General features: G+C 53.1%; 18 protein-coding genes. 9 read left to right on the top strand and 9 right to left on the bottom strand.

Going from position 1 to position 19464, the window contains the following annotated elements; genetic code table 11:
* Window positions 1–99: 99 nt before the first annotated feature.
* Window positions 100–348, bottom strand: coding sequence for a hypothetical protein (locus tag AC23NW_RS10005; RefSeq protein WP_293841891.1), 249 nt, complete (start codon window positions 346–348; stop codon window positions 100–102).
* 123 nt (window positions 349–471) lie between these two features.
* Between AC23NW_RS10005 and AC23NW_RS10010 the strand changes: the two genes are divergently transcribed.
* On the top strand, window positions 472–1560 hold the full coding sequence (locus AC23NW_RS10010; RefSeq protein ID WP_487449222.1) for a tetratricopeptide repeat protein: 1089 nt from the start codon (window positions 472–474) through the stop codon (window positions 1558–1560).
* 101 nt (window positions 1561–1661) lie between these two features.
* Entirely contained in the window at window positions 1662–3173 is a 1512-nt protein-coding gene (locus AC23NW_RS10015; protein WP_487449223.1) for a malate:quinone oxidoreductase, read from the top strand.
* 118 nt (window positions 3174–3291) lie between these two features.
* On the opposite strand, the gene menD is transcribed toward AC23NW_RS10015, so the two are convergent.
* Window positions 3292–4992, bottom strand: coding sequence for a 2-succinyl-5-enolpyruvyl-6-hydroxy-3-cyclohexene-1-carboxylic-acid synthase (gene menD / locus AC23NW_RS10020; RefSeq protein ID WP_487449225.1), 1701 nt, complete (start codon window positions 4990–4992; stop codon window positions 3292–3294).
* 284 nt (window positions 4993–5276) lie between these two features.
* On the opposite strand from menD, the gene AC23NW_RS10025 reads away from it, so the two are divergent.
* Window positions 5277–5951: a TetR/AcrR family transcriptional regulator gene (locus AC23NW_RS10025; RefSeq protein WP_487449226.1), complete on the top strand. Its 675-nt coding sequence runs from the start codon at window positions 5277–5279 to the stop codon at window positions 5949–5951.
* A complete protein-coding gene (locus AC23NW_RS10030) occupies window positions 5948–7267 on the top strand; it encodes an ABC1 kinase family protein (RefSeq protein ID WP_487449227.1) in 1320 nt (439 codons plus the stop codon). Before AC23NW_RS10025 ends, AC23NW_RS10030 begins: the two co-directional genes overlap by 4 nt.
* A 132-nt stretch (window positions 7268–7399) precedes the next feature.
* Here AC23NW_RS10030 and AC23NW_RS10035 read toward each other — a convergent pair whose 3' ends face one another.
* Window positions 7400–7882, bottom strand: coding sequence for a DUF4126 family protein (locus AC23NW_RS10035; RefSeq protein WP_293837436.1), 483 nt, complete (start codon window positions 7880–7882; stop codon window positions 7400–7402).
* Window positions 7883–8058: 176 nt separating this feature from the next.
* Here AC23NW_RS10035 and AC23NW_RS10040 point away from each other — a divergent pair, with 176 nt between their 5' ends.
* The 3 genes from AC23NW_RS10040 to AC23NW_RS10050 all read left to right on the top strand — a co-directional run bounded on the left by AC23NW_RS10040 (window position 8059) and on the right by AC23NW_RS10050 (window position 9997).
* Window positions 8059–8643, top strand: coding sequence for a type 1 glutamine amidotransferase domain-containing protein (locus tag AC23NW_RS10040; RefSeq protein ID WP_487449229.1), 585 nt, complete (start codon window positions 8059–8061; stop codon window positions 8641–8643).
* Between the two features lie 206 nt (window positions 8644–8849).
* Window positions 8850–9350, top strand: a complete 501-nt coding sequence (locus AC23NW_RS10045) for a deoxycytidylate deaminase (protein ID WP_293837438.1) — start codon at window positions 8850–8852, stop codon at window positions 9348–9350.
* A gap of 53 nt (window positions 9351–9403) precedes the next feature.
* Window positions 9404–9997: an acyl carrier protein phosphodiesterase gene (locus tag AC23NW_RS10050; protein WP_487449230.1), complete on the top strand. Its 594-nt coding sequence runs from the start codon at window positions 9404–9406 to the stop codon at window positions 9995–9997.
* Here AC23NW_RS10050 and AC23NW_RS10055 read toward each other — a convergent pair.
* The 3 genes from AC23NW_RS10055 to AC23NW_RS10065 are packed head-to-tail and all read right to left on the bottom strand — an operon-like array spanning window position 9973 to window position 13496.
* Window positions 9973–11346, bottom strand: a complete 1374-nt coding sequence (locus AC23NW_RS10055; RefSeq protein WP_487449231.1) for an APC family permease — start codon at window positions 11344–11346, stop codon at window positions 9973–9975. The two genes, AC23NW_RS10050 and AC23NW_RS10055, sit on opposite strands and share 25 nt — an antisense overlap.
* A 16-nt stretch (window positions 11347–11362) precedes the next feature.
* On the bottom strand, window positions 11363–12433 hold the full coding sequence (locus tag AC23NW_RS10060) for a mandelate racemase/muconate lactonizing enzyme family protein (protein WP_487449233.1): 1071 nt from the start codon (window positions 12431–12433) through the stop codon (window positions 11363–11365).
* Window positions 12420–13496: an N-acetyltransferase DgcN family protein gene (locus tag AC23NW_RS10065; protein WP_487449235.1), complete on the bottom strand. Its 1077-nt coding sequence runs from the start codon at window positions 13494–13496 to the stop codon at window positions 12420–12422. Before AC23NW_RS10065 ends, AC23NW_RS10060 begins: the two co-directional genes overlap by 14 nt.
* Window positions 13497–13590: 94 nt before the next feature.
* Between AC23NW_RS10065 and AC23NW_RS10070 the strand changes: the two genes are divergently transcribed.
* Window positions 13591–16152 carry a serine hydrolase gene (locus tag AC23NW_RS10070; RefSeq protein WP_487449237.1) on the top strand — a complete coding sequence of 854 codons (2562 nt, stop codon included), beginning with the start codon at window positions 13591–13593 and terminating at the stop codon, window positions 16150–16152.
* Window positions 16153–16200: 48 nt separating this feature from the next.
* Window positions 16201–17220, top strand: a complete 1020-nt coding sequence (holA, locus tag AC23NW_RS10075) for a DNA polymerase III subunit delta (protein WP_487449238.1) — start codon at window positions 16201–16203, stop codon at window positions 17218–17220.
* Here the strand turns inward: holA and AC23NW_RS10080 are convergent.
* The 3 genes from AC23NW_RS10080 to AC23NW_RS10090 all read right to left on the bottom strand — a co-directional run bounded on the left by AC23NW_RS10080 (window position 17217) and on the right by AC23NW_RS10090 (window position 19320).
* Complete coding sequence (locus AC23NW_RS10080; RefSeq protein ID WP_487449240.1) at window positions 17217–18125, bottom strand: DNA/RNA non-specific endonuclease; 909 nt, start codon at window positions 18123–18125, stop codon at window positions 17217–17219. The two genes, holA and AC23NW_RS10080, sit on opposite strands and share 4 nt — an antisense overlap.
* A 630-nt stretch (window positions 18126–18755) precedes the next feature.
* Window positions 18756–19070: an ArsR/SmtB family transcription factor gene (locus AC23NW_RS10085; protein ID WP_293837427.1), complete on the bottom strand. Its 315-nt coding sequence runs from the start codon at window positions 19068–19070 to the stop codon at window positions 18756–18758.
* Window positions 19071–19092: 22 nt separating this feature from the next.
* Window positions 19093–19320, bottom strand: coding sequence for a hypothetical protein (locus AC23NW_RS10090; RefSeq protein ID WP_487449242.1), 228 nt, complete (start codon window positions 19318–19320; stop codon window positions 19093–19095).
* Window positions 19321–19464 lie beyond the last annotated feature (144 nt).

Below are 19464 nucleotides of genomic sequence, written 5' to 3' on the forward strand. Positions count from 1 at the left end.
GGGTTGCCGGTTGGCAGTACCGGTTTCAGGATGCAGTGTCAGCGCTACTGTTCCCGTGCTGCAACCGGCAACTCCGTAACCGGCCGCCCCGCCAACCCGTTAAAAAATCCCCTGCCGTTCAGCAGCGGCGCTCCAGGCTGCCTGCATGGTATCGAACTGGGCAGCAACCTGATCCAGAAAAGACTGATCCAGCATGGCCGGCACGTCATCCGGCTCCGTAATATCCATTTCAGAAATCTTATAGGTTTGCTCAAGCATACCGGCTTCAATCCTGACAATGTATTTATTGTTCCAGGCATATAAACCAACTTTAAACCGCGGATCGGGAATGTCTTTGATATATCTCATCGTTTAATCAGGATTCGTACTGCATCTTTGTATTAACAATATACTGACAGCCACAGTAAACAGTGTGTTACACGCAGGTCTTCTGTGGCACGATACGGTTTATACTATAACCTGATACGTTTTATGAATCAGTTACGCCTGCAAAAATCGTTTATACAACGCACAATCCCTAACCGGATCATACGCCGGCTTGCCCTCTATGCATGCTGCCTTCCGGCTCTCACCGGTTCTGTCTCCTGTGGTAACAGTGATCAGGAAGAAGCGGCACAGTTTTTTCTCCGCGGTAATGTTCAGCTCCAGAAACGCGAATTCCGCGAAGCCATCCGGTATTATACCGAAGCCATTGATAAAAAAGCAGACTTTGCCGATGCGTACAACAACCGGGGCCTCGCCAGATACCGGAACGGTGACCGCGACGGCGCACTGGCCGATTATGACAAAGCCATAGATGCCGATCCCGATTTTGCGGAAGCATACCTTAACCGTGCTGATATCTGGCTTGAATCAAACCACGCGTTGCGTGGACTATCCGATCTCGAGCGCATTGAAAAAACATATACCGATTCAACCTTTTACCAGACACGGCTGGGTGATGCGTATATGCAGCTCAAAAAGCCGGGGCAGGCACAGGCTGCCTATGATAAGGCTATCCGGCTCGATGCCGGCAATGTTGAAGCGCTTACCAACCGGGGGGCCCTCTTTTACCAGCAAAAAGCTTATGAACAGGCCGGACAGGACCTTGACAGGGCACTTACGCTGAATCCTGAACAGCCCGAAGCTCTTAACAATAAGGCCTTGCTGCTGGCAAACAGCGGACAGTATCAGCAGGCGCTCCTGCTGGTTGATCAGGCGCTGGCCATCCGGACAGGCCAACCATATTACCTGAACAACAAAGGCTACTGCCTGCTGATGCTGAACCGGGACGGGGAAGCGTTACCCGTCATTCAGGAAGCCCTGCGAAAAGACCCTGCAAATGCCTGGGCCCACCGGAATCTGGGTATTTATTACCTCCGTCAACAACAGCCTGACCAGGCAATTGCGTCATTAACGGAAGCCGGAAGACTCGATCCGTCGGTTGACAATTTATATGGTTATTCCGGGAAAGCGTGGTTACTGAAAAACGACCGGAATAAGGCCTGCGAACAGTGGAAACGCGGTATAACGGCCGGTGATCCGATGGCGCAGGAACTCGCAAAAGTCCAATGCCGGTAAGGTGTATCATCAGGAGAGACGTATTCAGACTAAACTTATTCCAATATTCTGTGGTTGTTTATACTGTGTACCTTTTAGGAGTAAGTCTCTCCTGATAAATTATGCCAAAACACGAAAAAACTGGACAAAAAGGTCCTGACGTCATCCTGATCGGCGCAGGTATCATGAGCGCCACCCTCGGCGTCCTGTTAAAAGAGCTACAACCTGATATTACCATTGACATTTTTGAGCGGCTTGATCAGGCTGCTGCCGAAAGTTCAGACGCCTGGAATAACGCCGGTACCGGACACGCAGCCTTCTGTGAGCTCAATTATACGCCGGAGAAACCCGACGGCACCATCGACATCTCCAAAGCCGTTAAAATTGCCGAATCGTTTGAAGTGTCGCGGCAGTTCTGGGCTTCGCTCGTACAGCGCCATTTCCTCGAAGACGCGCCTCAGTTTATCCGGCCGATTCCGCACATGAGTTTTGTCTGGGGCGACGACAATGTCAGTTACCTCCGCAAGCGGTACGAAGCTATGAAGGCTTCACCCCTTTTTGCCGACATGGCATACTCCGAAGATCCGGAGGTAATCCGTGAATGGATTCCGCTCGTGATGGAGGGCCGCGAACCCGGACAGAAAGTTGCTGCTAACCGCATGGATATTGGTACGGACGTTAATTTCGGGGCGCTTACCCGCTTCATGTTCGATAAACTTGCCGCTATGGACGGGGTGACTATCCATTTCGGTTATGAAGTCCGTGATATCTGGCGGTCAAAATCGCTCGGCGGCTGGAAAATCCGGCTGGAGAATCTGAACGGGGGTAAAACGCGGGATGTCCAGTCCGATTTTGTGTTTATCGGCGCAGGCGGTGGTTCGCTCCGCTTACTGGAGAAATCAGACATCCCGGAAAGCCGTGGCTACGGTGGTTTCCCGGTCAGCGGCCAGTGGCTGAAATGCACCAACCGCGAGGTCATCGAACAACATCAGGCGAAGGTATATGGCAAGGCATCCGTCGGTGCACCGCCTATGTCGGTTCCACACCTTGATACGCGGATGATCGACGGACAGAAAGAACTGCTGTTTGGCCCCTACGCCGGATTCTCAACGAAATTCCTTAAAAACGGTTCATATTTAGACCTGCCGAAATCGGTACAGATGAGCAACATCGCCCCGATGCTGATGGCTGGTCTGCACAATATTCCCCTGACACGGTACCTCATCCAGCAGGTGTTACAATCGCCGGAAGACCGGTTGACTGCCCTGCGCGAGTACTTCCCGAATGCAAAGATGGAAGACTGGGAACTGGAAGTTGCCGGACAGCGGGTGCAGGTTATTAAAAAAGACGAGGAAGAAGGCGGTGTTCTGGAATTCGGTACGGAAATCGTCAGTGCTGCCGATGGCAGTATTGCCGCGCTTTTAGGGGCATCGCCTGGCGCGTCTACCGCTGTTTCCATCATGCTCACCCTGCTGGAACGCTGCTTTCCGGAACAGCTCCGGTCGGCGGCTTGGCAACAGAAACTACAGGAGTTGATTCCGACCTACGGCAAATCCATTAAGGATGACGCGGTCATGGTGCAGCAGATCCGCAGCTGGACGGGCAGTGTCCTGGGGCTGGATGTGCACGTTTAATATCCGTTTCATTTATTGCTTTATCCATATCCCATCCCGTACGGGCGACCCCATGTGGTCGCCCTTTTCTCCCCATTTGGTCGCCCAATACCCCATGCGGTCGCCCTTTTTCATTAATTCACGCTCGGACAGCGGCTTTGTAGGCGGCAAACTCTTCCTGATTCCGGTATTTATCGGTTTTAATTTCCAGCAGCTGCGCTACCGGCGAGGGGGCAAAGAATGACCCAACGGCTGACCGGACTTCATCAAGTGTCGTGCACAGCTGGTAGCCGATCCCCGCATCGGCCGCTGTTCGTCCGGCGGTCAGCGGCTGGGCTACCTCAAAGAATTCTTCCAGCTCCGGCTGCTGCCCCGGCCCGTCAATCATCCGGAATATATGCCCGCCGTGGTTATTGAACAATACAATCCGCAGGTTGGCCGGCAGGTAGTTGTTCCAAAGCCCGTTCCGGTCGTAGAAAAACGCCACATCGCCGATCAGGAGCGTAACCAGCCGGTCGGTTCCCAGAGCGGCTCCGACGGCGGTACTCAGGCATCCGTCGATACCGCTCACCCCGCGGTTTGCCCGCACCGCAATCTGCTGCACGGCCTCCAGACCGCATAAACTGGCATAGCGCACCGGCATACTGTTGGACAGATGAAGCTCAGAGCCCACCGGCAAGGCATCCAGCACCAGGGAGGTCGCCCGGAAATCCGTCAGTGTTTCTCCCGCCAGCGATTGTCCGATGACGCGCCCTGCCTTGCGGTCGGCCGCTTGCCACTGCTCCAGATATCCCTCGGTTTCCTCCTCCTCATCCCCCTGCAGAAACCGCTGGTAGTCGAGATCACTGAACAGCTTGCCGAAAAACGCGGCGGGTTCCATCGGAATCTGGGTCGTCAGCGTCCGGAACGGATCAGTCACCCTGTCTACAGCCGGTGCAATGTGCCAGTGCAGGCTGGCCGGAAACTGCCGCAGGAACGTCTTCAGGTTTCTGGTCAGAAAGGACAGGCCGATGGTAATGAGCAGATCCGGCTGCAGGCTACGCTTCAGCGTATCATCCGGAAGTGCCAGAAAGGTATCGGCGAAGGTAATGAACTGCCCGTTCCGCCCCAGGTTACTGACGATTTCGCCCACCACGGGTACCTGAAATTCGTCACTGATTTTACGCAGCAGCTCCGTCAGAACCGGATTATCCGGTAACTGTCCGACCGCAATCAGCTTCCGGTCGCTGTCTTCCCAGATCGACTGAATACGGTGCCAGTCTTCCGGCTTAAGCGTCGTTTCGGCCGGCAATGTCTCAATGACCCGGGCCGGTTCATACCGGTAGGATTCATCGGGCCCGGGGTAAAACGGCTCTCTGACCGGCACGTTAATGTGGACCGGACCCGGTGCATCCAGCAACGTCAGGTTATACGCTTCATTGACGGAGCGTTCGATAAACCAGCGGGAATCCGGATGTCCGTAGTCGGCCGGTAATTCATAGCTGCGTTTGACGTGTTGCCCGAAAATGCCGGTCTGGAACATCGTTTGTCCGTCCTGCTGGTGCACCCATTCACGCGGGCGGTCAGCGGTCAGCAACAGCAACGGTATCTCCTGAAAATACGCCTCTGCTACGGCGGGGGCCAGATTGTAGACCGCGCTGCCGGACGTGCAGATTATGCCGACGGGCCGCTTTTGCTGCTGCGCCAGTCCGAGGGCAATAAACCCTGCCGACCGTTCATCGGGGATAACACGAACCCGCAGGCCGGGGTGTCGTGCCACTGCCAGGGTTAACGGCGCTGACCGGGATCCGGGCGAAACAATGACATCCGTCATCCCTTTCCGGGAAAGCAGTTCCGCCATATTCACTATGGGTTGAAGTATAGGCATACGATTCGGTTCTTCTCAATGATTCTGCAAAAATCCGCAAACTTTTCCACTTAACAGACCGTTGACAACTATGTATAAAAGGAGAATGTCTGATTGATAATGTACAATGACTAATTGATAATGTATAATGAGGCTCTACCATGCCGTTGCCTGCCCGTTACCGGTGATCAACCCCATTAATCATTGCCCATTATTCATTAATCATTGTTCATTATTCATTAATCATTTCCCATCTACCGCCTGGCTTAACTTGATTTATGGAAACAACCGAAAAAATACGGAAGGCGTACACAGAGTATGTCCTTGAACACGGGAAACAACCTGCCTCTGTCTTTCAGTTCGTCAAAAAGCTCAAACTTCCGGAAACCGAATTCTATACCCACTATGCATCCTTCGACGCTATCGAGGCCGATGTATGGCTGGCGGCGTTTGAGCAGGCACGGCAGACAGTCGAGGCCGATCCGACCTATCAAACCTATTCGGTACGCGAAAAGGTACTGGCATTCTTTTACACCTGGATTGAAGTACTGAAATCGCAGCGCAGTTTTGTGGTGTATAGTTTCTCCCGCATCCGAGGTGAACAGCCTGCCACGGCAGGACCTGCACTGGCACGGCACCGGATGAATACCCTCCGGTCAATGGCCTTACAGCCCTTCCGCGAGGCATTCGATGATTATGCCCGCGACCTGATGGCCGAAGGACGGGAAAGCCGGGAAGTAGAACCACGGCCATTCCTTACGGACCGGTACCCGAAAGCCCTGTGGGCCGAAACGCTCCTGATTCTGGACTTCTGGGTCCGCGATGTCAGCAAAAACTTTGAAAAAACCGATACCGTCATCGAAAAAGCCGTCAACACAACCTTCGACCTCATTGGTCGTTCGCCGCTTGATTCGCTGTTCGATCTGGCAAAGTTTATGTACCAAAACCGATGAAAGCACAAACCTCCATCCCCACCTCCAAAGTAGCCCGTGCCGGTCAGTTCGTTAAAGCCGGGGTAAAAGTCGGGGGTAATTACCTGAAGCATTACAGTAAAAAGCTGGTCAATCCGGAGCTGACGAAGGAAGACCTGCATAAAGATAACGCCGCTGATATTTACGACGCGCTGAGTGAGCTGAAAGGGTCGGCACTGAAAATGGCGCAGATGCTGAGCATGGACCGCGGGCTTCTGCCAACGGCCTATTCCAAGAAATTTGCGATGTCGCAGTATTCCGCCCCGCCGCTGTCGGGCCCGCTGGTGGTTAAAACCTTCCGGACGTATTTCGGTAAATCTCCGGGCGAGCTCTTTGATTCGTTTGCTATCAAAGCCAGCAATGCTGCCAGCATCGGTCAGGTACACGAAGCGTGGAAAGACGGCAAACGGCTGGCGGTAAAAGTTCAGTACCCCGGCGTTGCCGATTCGGTTAGCTCTGATCTACGGATTGCCAAGCCCCTTGCCGTCCGCCTGCTCAATCTCAACGAGAAGGACATTGACCGGTATATGGGTGAGGTAGAATCAAAACTGCTGGAAGAAACGGACTATTCGCTGGAGCTGAAGCGGTCAATGGACATTTCGGCGGCCTGCGCCCACATTCCCGATCTGGTTTTTGCCCGCTATTATCCTGAATACTCCGCCAAACGGATTCTGACCATGGATTGGGTGGACGGGCAGCACCTCAAAGACTTTTTACTCACCAACCCGTCGCAGGAGGTACGGAACCGGATCGGCCAGGCATTATGGGATTTTTACGATTTTCAGATCCATACGCTGCGGCAGGTACATGCGGATCCGCACCCCGGGAACTTCCTGATGCGCCCCGACGGCACCATGGGCATTATTGATTTCGGCTGTGTAAAGGTGATTCCGGATTATTATTACGAAAACTATTTCCGGCTCATTAACCCCGACACCCTGAAGGACAATGCCCTGACCGAACAGATTTTTGATAAGCTGGAATACCTGCTCCCTTCGGATACGGCTAAAGAGCGTACGTTTTTCTCCGATCTTTTCCGGCAGATGATCATTATGCTTGGAGAACCGTTCGCAGTTGAGGAGTTTGATTTCGGCAATGATGCTTATTTTGATAAGGTCTATGCCTTTGCGGATAACCTCTCGAAAATGGACGAATTACGCAGCGCTAACGGCGCACGCGGCTCTCAGGACGGCCTTTATATCAACCGTACCTATTATGGCCTCTACGCCATTTTAAATGAGCTTAAAGCAAAGGTCCGTACCACCCGTCCGGACTGGCTGAGGCCGGTTACCGGTTAGCGGAACCGATAAGTAAACATACCACATAACCACATAACTAAACAAAGCGTTTTAAACCAATGCTATGTCTTCTATGTGGCTATGTGGTAAACTAATAATTGACTGTCCTGTCGTTTAACAGCTATTGTTTGGCTATACCACCTCCGTTGACTGGACAGCCTGCCAGCCTAGACCCAGTGCCAGTCCATCCTCCACCAGCGCAACTACCGTATCCGGCATTCCTTTTTCTTCCGTCAGCCAGCGGCGCAGGTGAAAAAAAGCAAAAGACCCTACCAAGGCACCCAGTCCGCCGGCTACCGCACCGGCTGCTACCGGCTCACCCGAGGTAGCATTCAGGGCCGCTCCGCTTGTTGCCCCCGCTGCCAGCCTCGCCAGCAATTGTGGTGTGACGATCCGATCGGGTGCAGACGGTACCTTATCCCCAACCAGTTCCCCGCCCGCCAGTACCTTCAGTACATTCGCCGTAACCGGTGATGTCAGGAAGTTTAATGTTGAACCGGGCATCGGATTCAGCAATGTATGCGATAATTTATGACTGACTAACGCCGGAGCCGACATGGCCCGCATACCGGCTACCAGACCGATCTGAAAGGCGTTGAGATATGATCGTAGCATGTTGTTCTCTGTTTAATGTGAATTCGTATCTCCCTATACCCGCTGTAACACGGCTTTGTTTCGGTTTCATTATCTAATGCGCCCCACGGCCGGCAACCGGACAAATACCGGCACCGGCCCCAAACAATAGTCAATTTCTACGGTTATAGTAGAGTAGTCAATTTCTCAACGTACGTATGAACAATCAACAAAACACGGAAAACAACCGGCTGGACGGTAAAAAAGTCGCGATCCTCCTGACAGATGGCTTTGAACAAATTGAAATGACCGAACCGCGCGAGGCGCTGAAACAGGCCGGCGCAACCACACACCTGATTGCCCCCAAAGGCGGTGAAGTGAAGGGCTGGGACATGACGGACTGGGGCGACACCTTTTCGGTTGACCTGCCGTTGGACGGTGCCGATCCTTCGCAGTACGATGCGCTGCTGCTGCCAGGTGGCGTCATGAATCCCGACAAACTGCGGACCGAACCAAAGGCGGTTCAGTTTGTACGCCATTTCTTTGAGGCGAAAAAGCCGGTAGCGGCCATCTGCCATGCCCCGACCCTGCTTATTGAGGCCGGTGTGGTCAACGGCCGGAAAGTTACCTCATGGCCGTCTCTGCAGACCGATCTGAAAAACGCCGGGGCAAACTGGGTAGATGAAGAGGTCGTTACGGACCAGGGACTGGTGACCAGCCGGAAGCCTGATGATATACCGGCCTTCAACCGGAAAATGATTGAAGAAATCCGGGAAGGTAAACATGAACGGCAACACGCCTGATTGGCTCTCTCCCGCTACGGAAGGCCGGTTCGTTCTGAACCGGCCTTTTTTGTTTTCCGGGTTTTCCGGTTCCGAAGCCGGCTTTTTCAGGGCAAGAGGTTATCTTTGCGCCTATGATGGATACTAATTTTCCGGTAACGCCTCATTCGACGGTTTCGTCACTTACCACCGATCACAACACCCGCCCGCGCTTCGACGACATTTTTATGGAGCTGGCCGTCAATCTGGCCAAGCGGTCACACTGTATAAAAGCACAGGTAGGTGCCGTGCTGACCAAAGATACCCGTATCATTTCTATCGGCTATAACGGGCCTCCGGCCGGTACTCACAACTGTGATGTGGAGTATCCGGGAACCGGTTGTCCACGCGACTCAAAAGGCAGTTGCTCGCTTGCGTTACATGCCGAAGAAAACGCCATTCTGTACGCAGCCAAGAACGGTTCCGACATTGCCGGCTCAACCCTCTACGTCACCTTGTCGCCGTGTATTGCCTGCGCGAGGACCATCTACAGCATGAAAATTGCCAAGGTAATTTTTCTTCATTCCTATGCAGCCTACAAAGGCATCGGCACCGACGAGGGAGTCGATTTTCTGCGGCGGTTCGGGGTAACCGTAGAGGCATATGTACCGGGCGAGGGCGTTGTTCTACAGTCTGAACCACCCATCAGCAAAGGGAGAAAAGACCAGCCGAAGCCGGCTAACCCCTGATCTAACACCGTTAGATCGACCATTCATCAGTCTTTTATCCTGCCACTAAGGGTATGAACATTCTGGCACACGCCTATTTATCGAACCGGCAGGAAGGTCTTCTGGTCGGTAATTTCATCGCCGATTTCATAAAAGGCGACCCGGCTAACCCGAGGCATGGCCTGTCCGCAGCGGTGGCTCAGGGCATCCGCCTACACCGGTCTATCGACGCCTTTACGGATGCGCACCCCGCCGTTGAACAGGTTCGCCGGTACCTGCGGCCACGCTGCCACAAGTACGCGGGTGTGGCTGTCGATGTCTTTTTTGACCACTTTCTGGCAAGCAATTTTACAAGTTTAACCGGTGAAGAACTGACCGGTTTTGTCGCCTGGTTTTACCAGACTTTACTACGCGTGGAGGATCAGTTACCGGCGGATGCCGGCCGCATGGCGTACTATATGATCCGGCAAAACTGGCTGTCAAACTACCGGCATCTGAGCGGTGTTGACCGTTCACTGAAAGGCATTGCCAGCCGGACTACATTCGACTCCGGACTGGAAACGGCCGTTGAGGATCTCGTCCGGTATTACGATCCGATGGCCATTGAATTCCGACGTTTCTGGCCCGATCTGGTCCGGCATGTTCAGGATTCCGGGATCGTTTCCTGAGGTTTCCGGCGTCCGAAATAATAGTAAAACGGGAGCCCGGTTGCCAGTAATACGGCACCGGTCAGGGCGTCTGCCGGTTGGCTGACGATCGTCATCACAACCAAAACAAAGCAGAAAAGGGTAAAAAACAAGGGAAGAAACGGGTACCAGATCACCTTATAAGGACGGTGCAGGGCGGGTTGTTTTACCCGCAAAAGAATTACCCCGAGCGCCGTGGCGCCGTAAAAAATAAAGGAAACAAAGATCAGTAAATCCGTCAGCTGATCAAAACTGCCAGACCAGACCAGCAATACTGACCACAAACCCTGTAGCACCAATGCCATTGACGGGGTCTGGTAAACCGGATGAATAACCGCTGCTTTCGGGAAAAACAGGCCGTCCCGGGCCATCGCAAAAAAGATCCGAGCCGACATCAATACCGATGCATTGGTTGCATTAAAGGTAGTTACCAGAATCAGGCATGAAACAAACAGGGCACCGCCCCAACCCGCTGCCTGCCGGATAACCTCCACAGCCGCAATTTTATCGGGCTGATTAGTCAGCTGCATCAACGTATCTACCGGTAAAACATACACATATACGGCGTTCAGAACGGTATAAATCAGGATCACTAGGCCGGTACCGATACCCAGTGCCAGGGGTAATGTCCGCTGCGGATCCTTTACTTCCTCCCCCAGATAGCCGATGTGATTCCAGCCTTCATACCCCCAGAAAGCGCCCAGGGACGCCGCTGTCAGGGCACTGACCAGCCCGAACCCATGCAGATCAGGAGCCTCCGGACTGGTACTTCCTGCCAGCATGTGCTGCACACTACCCGACTCCGAACGAAGACCAAGAAACACAATGACGGCTACTGACAGAAACATCAGGTAGGTCAGCAACCGGCTCACCCCCTCGGCAAACGGCACGCCCCGGTAGTTTACCCACGTCAGCAGCAGAATCAGACCCGTGGCAACCAGCTTGACCAGAAGCGCTGCCTCATCCGTACCAACACCCCATAACGAGCAGAATGACTGGCCGAAAATATGGGCCAGTGCCGCAATAGCCGCCGTTTTCATGACCATAAAATTGCCCCAGCCGTACATAAAGGCAAAAAAACGGCCGTAGATTTTCCGGTAATAAATATACTCCCCGCCGGAATCCGGAAACATACCGGCCATCTCGGCATTACTCAGCGCGCCCGCCAGACTAATCAATCCTGCCCCTGCCCAGCACCCTAAAATCAGCAGTGGCGACCCGAGTTCTGCCGCCATCGGCGCCACTTTTTTAAAGACACCCGAGCCGACAATCACACTAACGACCAGCAAAATAGCGGGCCGGAGACCAATGGAACGTTGCAGATTTGCCATACCAGCTGCGGTTGGGTTAAGGGATCGGCCGAAGGCCTAACCCGGGTTGAAGAGCAGGACGCATGAATCCTTCATCAATTGTAAAGCCCCCGCTGACCAGGTCCTCGGCCAGATCAAGGCTCCCGTCGAGATCAAGGTAACGTGTATTCGGACAGGCAAAAGCAGCATGCAGCGCAGCGGTGATACTGATCCTGCTTTCATCGTTGCAGCCCCAGAATAACTGAATGCCCGCGTGCCGGGCGATAGCAGCCAGCCCCAGTGCAGCCCGAATGCCCCCGCATTTCATTAGTTTTATGTTGAATATCCCGAATAATAACGGGTCCTGTGCCAGCCGGAGCGCAGCCTTTCCGTCGGTCAGCGATTCATCGGCAGCGAGCCGTTGCCGGACATCGGGGGCAAAACCGGTCAGTTCAGCGTCGGCTCCCACCGACAGCGGCTGCTCAATGAGTTCCAGATCGGTATAACGGGTCTGATGCAGAAACTGCCGGAGCTGTCCGGCGGTGTACCCCTGATTGGCATCCACCCGAATCATTACCTCCCGTCCGAATGTCTCCCGTAACCGGATCACCCGCTCACTGTCCTCCATTACATCAAGACCTGTTTTTACCTTTAGCACCCTGAATCCCTGCCGCAGATAGGCGCGGGCTTCCGCCAGCGTTTCGTCAACACCCATAATACCGATGGTAACGGACGTAGGTAATGCCTGATGTTGCCGGCCATAGAACTGCACAACGGGTATACCCAGGTACTGCCCGAACGCATCATGCAAGGCAATATCGAGTGCGGCCAGTGTGCCCGGTGCATGCACCCATGTCTGTTCAACTGTATTCAAGAGGGCATTAATGCTTCGGATATCGGTTCCGGTGAAACCCTGTACCAACTCCCCCGTCAGGTTGTGCAGCACATCGGCCGGTGATTCGCCAACCACATCCGGATCCGGATTGGCCGCCCCCCAACCAATGATTCCATTAGCAAGTTCAACCTCAACAAACACATTTTCGACGGTCGTTATGTGCTGGTAAGCGATGGTATAGGGTTTACTCAGGGCCAGGTCGCGGGTGTATACCCTGATCTCACGGATGCGCATGGGGCGGCTGGGGTTTGGTCATCAATGCCTGTAAGACCGGTACCAACCCGGAGACGCCCTGCTGCAGTGGTAAGAGAACCGGTATCCCCAGCTGTTCCCGATATGATTGTTGAAAAGCCAGCGCCTCCTCCGGAGAACAGTCTTCTGTATTGATGGCCAGGGCAATTACCTCCGCCCCATAGGCGCGGATCAGCGCAATCTCCGACGCTACCGACGGGATTTCCCCCCACGCCGGTATGTGATCATAATATTTCCGTTTCGGGGCATGTACCAGCACAACGGCTTTCGCATTGCCGGATACCAGGAATTCGGCCCCGCATGGTCCGCCCGGATTCCGCAGCGCCGCCTGCCCCTCCACAAACAACAGGTCAGCACCGGTCTCCTGCCAGCAACTGACAATGGCATGTTCCAGCTCACCCGACACAAAGTCGTTGATCGTCGTATCAAAGACAAAGCCATACCGGCCTCCCTGCAACCATCCCGTCTGCCCGGTATAAATCATCTCGGCCGACAAACCGGCTTCCCGGCACGCCTGCGTCAGTAGCCGGGCCGTTGTGCGTTTTCCGAGTGCGCAGTCAGTACCCATCACCGCAATAATCGGCGCCGTTACCGAATAAATTGCCCCGGTCCAGAAATGGAGTTCGTCTCTGCGTTTTGGCCGGCGGACATCAATCAATTCCCCGCCAAAGGTCTGAGCCAGCTGCACCAGGTCCGGTTTATCATTGAGGAATTCGTGCAGCCCGTTCACCACCGAAAGCCCGCGTGTCAGGCAGGTCCGGATCGTATCCAGCATGTGGGCAGGCAGCACACCGCCGGAAGTAGCCACGGCAACGATGGCATGTGTCAGTTCCGGGGTTGCCGCCAGGGCTTCCTCCACTGTCGCCCATACCGGTATGTTCCGGTGAATACCATCCAGCACCACACCGGCATCCCGTCCCGCCATCGGCGGATCAATCACGCCCCGTACCGTATACCGTTCGGTTCCCCGGATCAGACCATGGGCTGTCTTGGCGTCACTCGTCGTTAATAAACCAGCTGTTATTAATAAGGCATGCTGTTGCATCCGCAGAAAATGTTGTCAGTTAAAACAAAAAACGCTATCATCTTTACCAATGGCAATCAAGCGTTTTATCTTCAATATTCCATTCTGCTTACCAATGAAACCACGATTTTTTTTTCTCCTCCTCCTATCCGTGACCTGTTCGCTGTCTATACCGGCAGCGCCCGCACGGCCCCGCACCCAACCGGCCGGTCAGCCCGTTCCGGATGCCCGTCTCCGCCGGCTTGACAGCGTACTCGCTTACCTGCACCAGCGCGGGCTATTCAGCGGCGTCGTACTGCTGGGCAATAACGGCAACGTCCGCTATCATAAAGCCCTCGGTACAGCGAACCTTACTTCGCACTCACCACTTACCATTCATTCGCCGTTTAACCTCGCGTCGGTCTCAACCCAATTCATGGCGGTACTGACCATACGGTTACAGGAGCAGGGAAAACTCCGGTATGATCAGCCGGTTCATGAGCTGTTGCCGGCTTTCCCCTATCCGGACATTACCATCCGTCATTTACTGACCCATACGAGCGGCCTGCCTGATTACCTCGATCTGGCCGAAAAAGTAAACGGGCCGCTCGACACCCTGACCAACGAATCGCTGCTCACGCTCCTGCACACGCATAAACCGGCACTTCAGTTTTCTCCGGGCGCAAAATTTCAGTACTGTAACACAGGATACGCTATCCTCGGCTCCGTTATTACAGCGGTAACCGGCCAGCCGATAGACGCTGTTTTCCGGCAACAGATTGCCGTTCCGCTAGGGCTGACGGACTCGTTTGTCTTTCAGTATCAGGCACAATCGGGTAAGCGGCCTGAGCGGGTGACCGGATTCCGGCGGGATAACGGGCAGCTGACCGCCAATGACCTATCCCGCTTTGATGGTATTTACGGCAGCAGAAATGTCTATGCGTCAGCGGCAGATCTACTTATCTTGACACAGGCATTAGTCACCAACAAACTGGTAAGTTCCGTTGCTATGCAGGAAGCATTTCGTCCCATCAGGTTAACAGATGGTACTACTTACCCCTATGGCGTTGGCTGGAAGTCCGGAAACGGCGGATTGACCCTTTCGTGTACCGGCACATGGGCAGGTTTTTATAACGAAATAAATCATTCCTTCAACGACCGACAAACACTTATCATACTAACAAACGGCACGAATGACCTTGCTGCGCAACTTGTCCGTGAAACGATTGAAGGTAGACCGGTCCGGTTACCGCAGACGCAGTTACTGACTAACCTCCGGCTAATCGATGGTACCGGGACACCCGCCCGCTCAGCCTCGGTCAGACTACTCAATGAAAAGGTGTGGGAGGTTGGCTCCCTGACGCCCTTCCCCGGAGAGCCGGTTACCGATGGCAAAAGGCTGGTGCTCGCTCCCGGATTTATTGACAGCCACAGCCACCATTACGCATCACTCGACAAAACACCCGAAGCCATTGCCATGCTGAGTCAGGGAATCACGACCATCATTATCGGACAGGACGGCAGCAGTTATGCCATCGACACCCTGACCACCCGGATGCAGCACCACCCTGTCGCTGTAAACATCGCTACCTATACCGGCCATTCGTCCTTACGGACCAGCGTCATGGGGGCCCGGGGTTTGTACCGGACAGCAAAACCGGATGAAGTGGTGCGGATGAAAGCCTTACTCCGGCAGGACATGCAGCGCGGTTCTCTGGGTCTGGCTACCGGACTGGAATATGAATCTGCCTTTTTCTCCAGCCGGGATGAAGTGCTTCAGCTGGCACAGGTCGCCGCCGATTCAGGCGGCCGGTACATGAGTCACATCCGGAGCGAAGACATTACCTTCGCAGATGCGATCGACGAGATCATTGCTATTGGCCGGCAAACCCGTATGCCGGTACAGATCTCACACATCAAACTGGCGCAGCGGAATCAGTGGGGACAAGCCGCTGCCTGGCTGGCGAGGCTGGAACAGGCCAGAGCCGAAGGCATCAATATCACCGCTGATTGCTACCCTTACGATTTCTGGCTATCAACCCTGCGGGTATTGTTTCCGAAGCGCGATTATACCAATCCGGAAAGTGCTGACTTTGCGGTGAATCAGTTGTTCGACCCCGAGCAATCGGTCCTTGCCCGGTACAGTGCGAATCCGGCCTATGCGGGTAAAACACTGAGTGCCATTGCCGGCATGCGGCAGGAAAAACCAGCCCGGGCGCTGATGGGCTTAATTGCCGAAGCGGCGGCCCACGCCGAAAAGCATCCCGACGAAACCGGTGAAAGTATTATGGGAAAATCAATGGATGAGTCGGATATAGTCCGGTTTCTACAATGGCCGCAAACCAATATCTGCTCAGACGGGTCGGTGGGCGGTCATCCCCGGGCATTCGGGGCATTCACCCGTGTGCTGGGTCGGTACGTGCGCGGACAGCAGATCATGCCGCTCGAAACCGCCATCTATAAAATGACCGGTCTGACCGCCCAGCACCTTGGGCTGCGCAAACGGGGCCTGATTGCGCCCGGCTATGCAGCCGATCTGGTCCTGTTTAATCCGGATACCGTCATGGATCAGGCCAAGTCAGGCGACAGTCAGGCAGTAAGTATTGGTATTGAGGCCGTTTGGGTAGCCGGACAGCTGGTTCTTACCGGCCAGAAACCAACCGGCAATTTTCCGGGTGTTTTTATCCGCCGAAACTAACAGTAAGTTGCTATTTTTGCACCCTGATTTCACAAAACTGATACTACCTTGATTCCTGCTGTCGACACCCTGCTGAAAGATATCCGTGCCAAACGGTTCGCACCGGTTTACCTTATTCACGGTGACGAGCCGTTCTACCACGAACTGATTGCTGACCAACTGGAGAAAACTGCCGTTCCCGTTGCCGAAAAAAGCTTTAACCAGTTTGTGCTGTTTGGTAAGGACACCGACATCGGCGCAGTCATCAATTACGCCCGGCGCTACCCCTTTATGGCTGACCGGCAACTGGTACTGGTCAAGGAAGCCCAGGATATGGGCGGGTTTAAGGAAAAAAACAGTCTTGCACTGCTGGAGGATTATGCACTTAATCCCCTCAGCAGCACCATCCTGATGATCTGCCACACAGGTAATCTGGATGAACGAAAATCCTGGGTAAAGGCGTTCGGCAACAAAGGTGTCTTACTCGCGGCAAAAAAGCTGTACGAAAATAAACTCGTCGACTGGGTACAGGACTACTGCCACCGGCAGGGAGTAAAGGTCAGCCCGAAGGCCTGCCAGCTGCTGGTCGATCACATCGGCAATGACCTCAAACGGATGGCGGGTGAAATTGAAAAGATGATGCTCAACCTCCGCGTCGATGAAGAAATCAGCGCCTCGACGGTGGAACGGCTGGTCGGCATCAGTAAGGAATATAATGTTTTTGAATTGCAGAAGGCACTTCTACAACGGGATGTGGTGAAAGCGAACCGGATTGTCGATTATTTCTCGCGGAACCCGAAGGACAACCCCCTGATTCTGATCCTGACCCAACTCTTCAGTTATTTCAGCAAGGTGATTCTGGTTCAGTCGTCGAAAGACCAGTCAGAAAAAGGAGTGGGCGCTCTTTTGGGGGTTAACCCCTTTTTCGTTAAAGATTACCTGCAGGCAGCCCGTACCTTTCCGCTGGTCAAGGTTGCCGATATCATTCACAGCATCCGTCGGGCCGATGCCCAGGTGAAAGGGATCGATACCCCGACGATGACGGAAGGGGAAATTCTGCGGGAACTCGTTTTTACCATCCTTCACTAAAATAGCCGGACGGGCAGCGGGTCGGTAAACTGTGCCTCAACGGCCTGCTGTTCTACCTTGCTTTCCAGCGTTTTCTGAAGGTCCGTGCTCAATCCGTTAAACAAATCCAGACCGGTCTTTTTTTCGATCTCATCAACACTGACCCGGTAATTTGTCCATTTTTGTTGTCCGGCAGCATTAGTATTGGGCATCCATACCGCAAACACTCTTGTTTTGGCAGACACCCGCCGCCGGTCCTCCGAACCGTTTGGTAATACCATCACCACTTTCCATAACGCCGCCGGCACCGTCAGCTTTCCGCCGGCAAGCCCATCGGCCGTTCCCTTATCACCCTCTCCTCCTTTTCCCCACGTACCGGCAACAATATACAATTCATTGTCCGCAGCCAGTAAACTACGGGAATATTCTTCCAGTAATCGCCAGGCCTGCCGGTTGTGCTGCGGCGCCTGCGGTACAATATTGGTCAGGATAAATGTTGAACGGTTGTCTTCTGCCGACCCGTCCCTGTCATCCGACGGACACAGGTGACCACGGTCGAAACCCGTATTGGTATAATCATCATGCCGGGCAATGTAATATCCGGACGGCAGGCTGGCATCGGCAATGAAACTACCGGCATACCGTTCTGCACTTCCTTTCCAGGCAGCAGACAAATGCCAGGCCGCCCACTCAGCGATTCCCGTCGACTTGCTGAGTGAAACAGTATAGGTTGACCGCTCAATCAGCAGTCGGTTCGCGGCGGAGGAACTACCTTTACCCGGGTCTCCCATCGTCAGGGCGGCATCACGCTGCGGAGGCCCGCCATCTGCCGGCGACACAGGCTGTTGCGGCTGACAGGCGGTTAACTGTAGAAGGCAATAGGCCACCAGACTTAAGGCTGTTAATTTATGTTTACGAATGTTCATTCAATTTGATGTTTACTGAACTATCAGATAAAGCATCAAATGTAGCATCATTTTTAATTCTCGGAACCAGTGTCCGCCATTTATTTACGGTATGCCATTTCTTGTTAACTGTAGTTAAACATATCGTATGTATTTCTGTTTTTTATCTACAGCCTGTAATGAGAAAGTACCTTTTCAGGTATATTTTTTTGTGCAATAGTTAGTTTTTATACTCTTTTTCCGGAAATCATATAGCACATTCAGCGGTTAGAGTCCCATCTGACAGCGTATTTCAACTGCTTAAGCCGCACTGTCGGTATGGATAACAAACTATAATCAACAATGCACAAATACAGTCTATTCCTAAGTTTTAATGCACACAATCAGCATCAGCTCTATATAGTTTGTATGTTAGTTGCAGTGAAATTTAATCCCGGTAGCCAGGCTTTTATTTACCTGTTATTTTTAAGCTGTCCGGCAATGTAGACTGAACCGGTTTAACAGCTGAAGCGGCAGCACAATACCGGCACCTTGCCTGACTTAGAAAAGTACAAATTCCATAAACCAGTATTCTTCTTTTCGTAACAAAAAAACGCCTTCCGGGAGGCTATATCCGGAAGGCGGTCAACAGGTTTTGCAAGCTGACTATCCCTAGTCGAAGAGTACTTCAGCTTCAGCTAGTTGTTCATCAAAAAGTAAGGCAACACATCGGGCAAATCTTGGCTCCCGCAACCGGTAGTAGCGGTTATTTCCCTGCTGGCGGAAACCAAGAATTCCTTTTGCCCGCATGTTAATTAAATGGTGTGAAATAAGTGATTGACTAATCGAAAAATGTTCCTGAATGGTCGTTACACTTAACTCTTTTTCATTCCTGCTCAGTAGCATCACAATCTGCAACCGCAATGGGTGTGCCAATGCCTTCAGCATATAGGCGGTTTTATCTAATTGAGGTAAGGTGTTGAGCATATCGTACTAAATCTGATTGTTGTTATTGTGGCCTGAACCGCTCAAATGAAACCGGCTCAAACCTTGCCGTATCGTTATCAAGCAGGGCTTTACTGGTAAACCGCGAGGCCGGATCCCGGTGCGTACCGGATTCTCCGGGATGCGCTGCCGTGACACACTGGTCGTCCGTGCTGTTCTGCCATATGCAGGTTACGCTTCCGGTGCAGATAGCCAGCCCGATGAACCAGTATTTTCTTGTTGATGGCTTCATGTAAAAAGTCTTATCATAAATTAAGCTTCATAGATTACCTGATGTTCACCGTATTAGTGATGCAAGTAACAATTTTGTACCTGATTCTTTTTTTGTTTTTTGGACAAGTGTTTTTGTTTTTCGGCCATATAGGTCTTTATATGA

Source organism: Arsenicibacter sp. R0_47 (genome assembly GCF_057652235.1).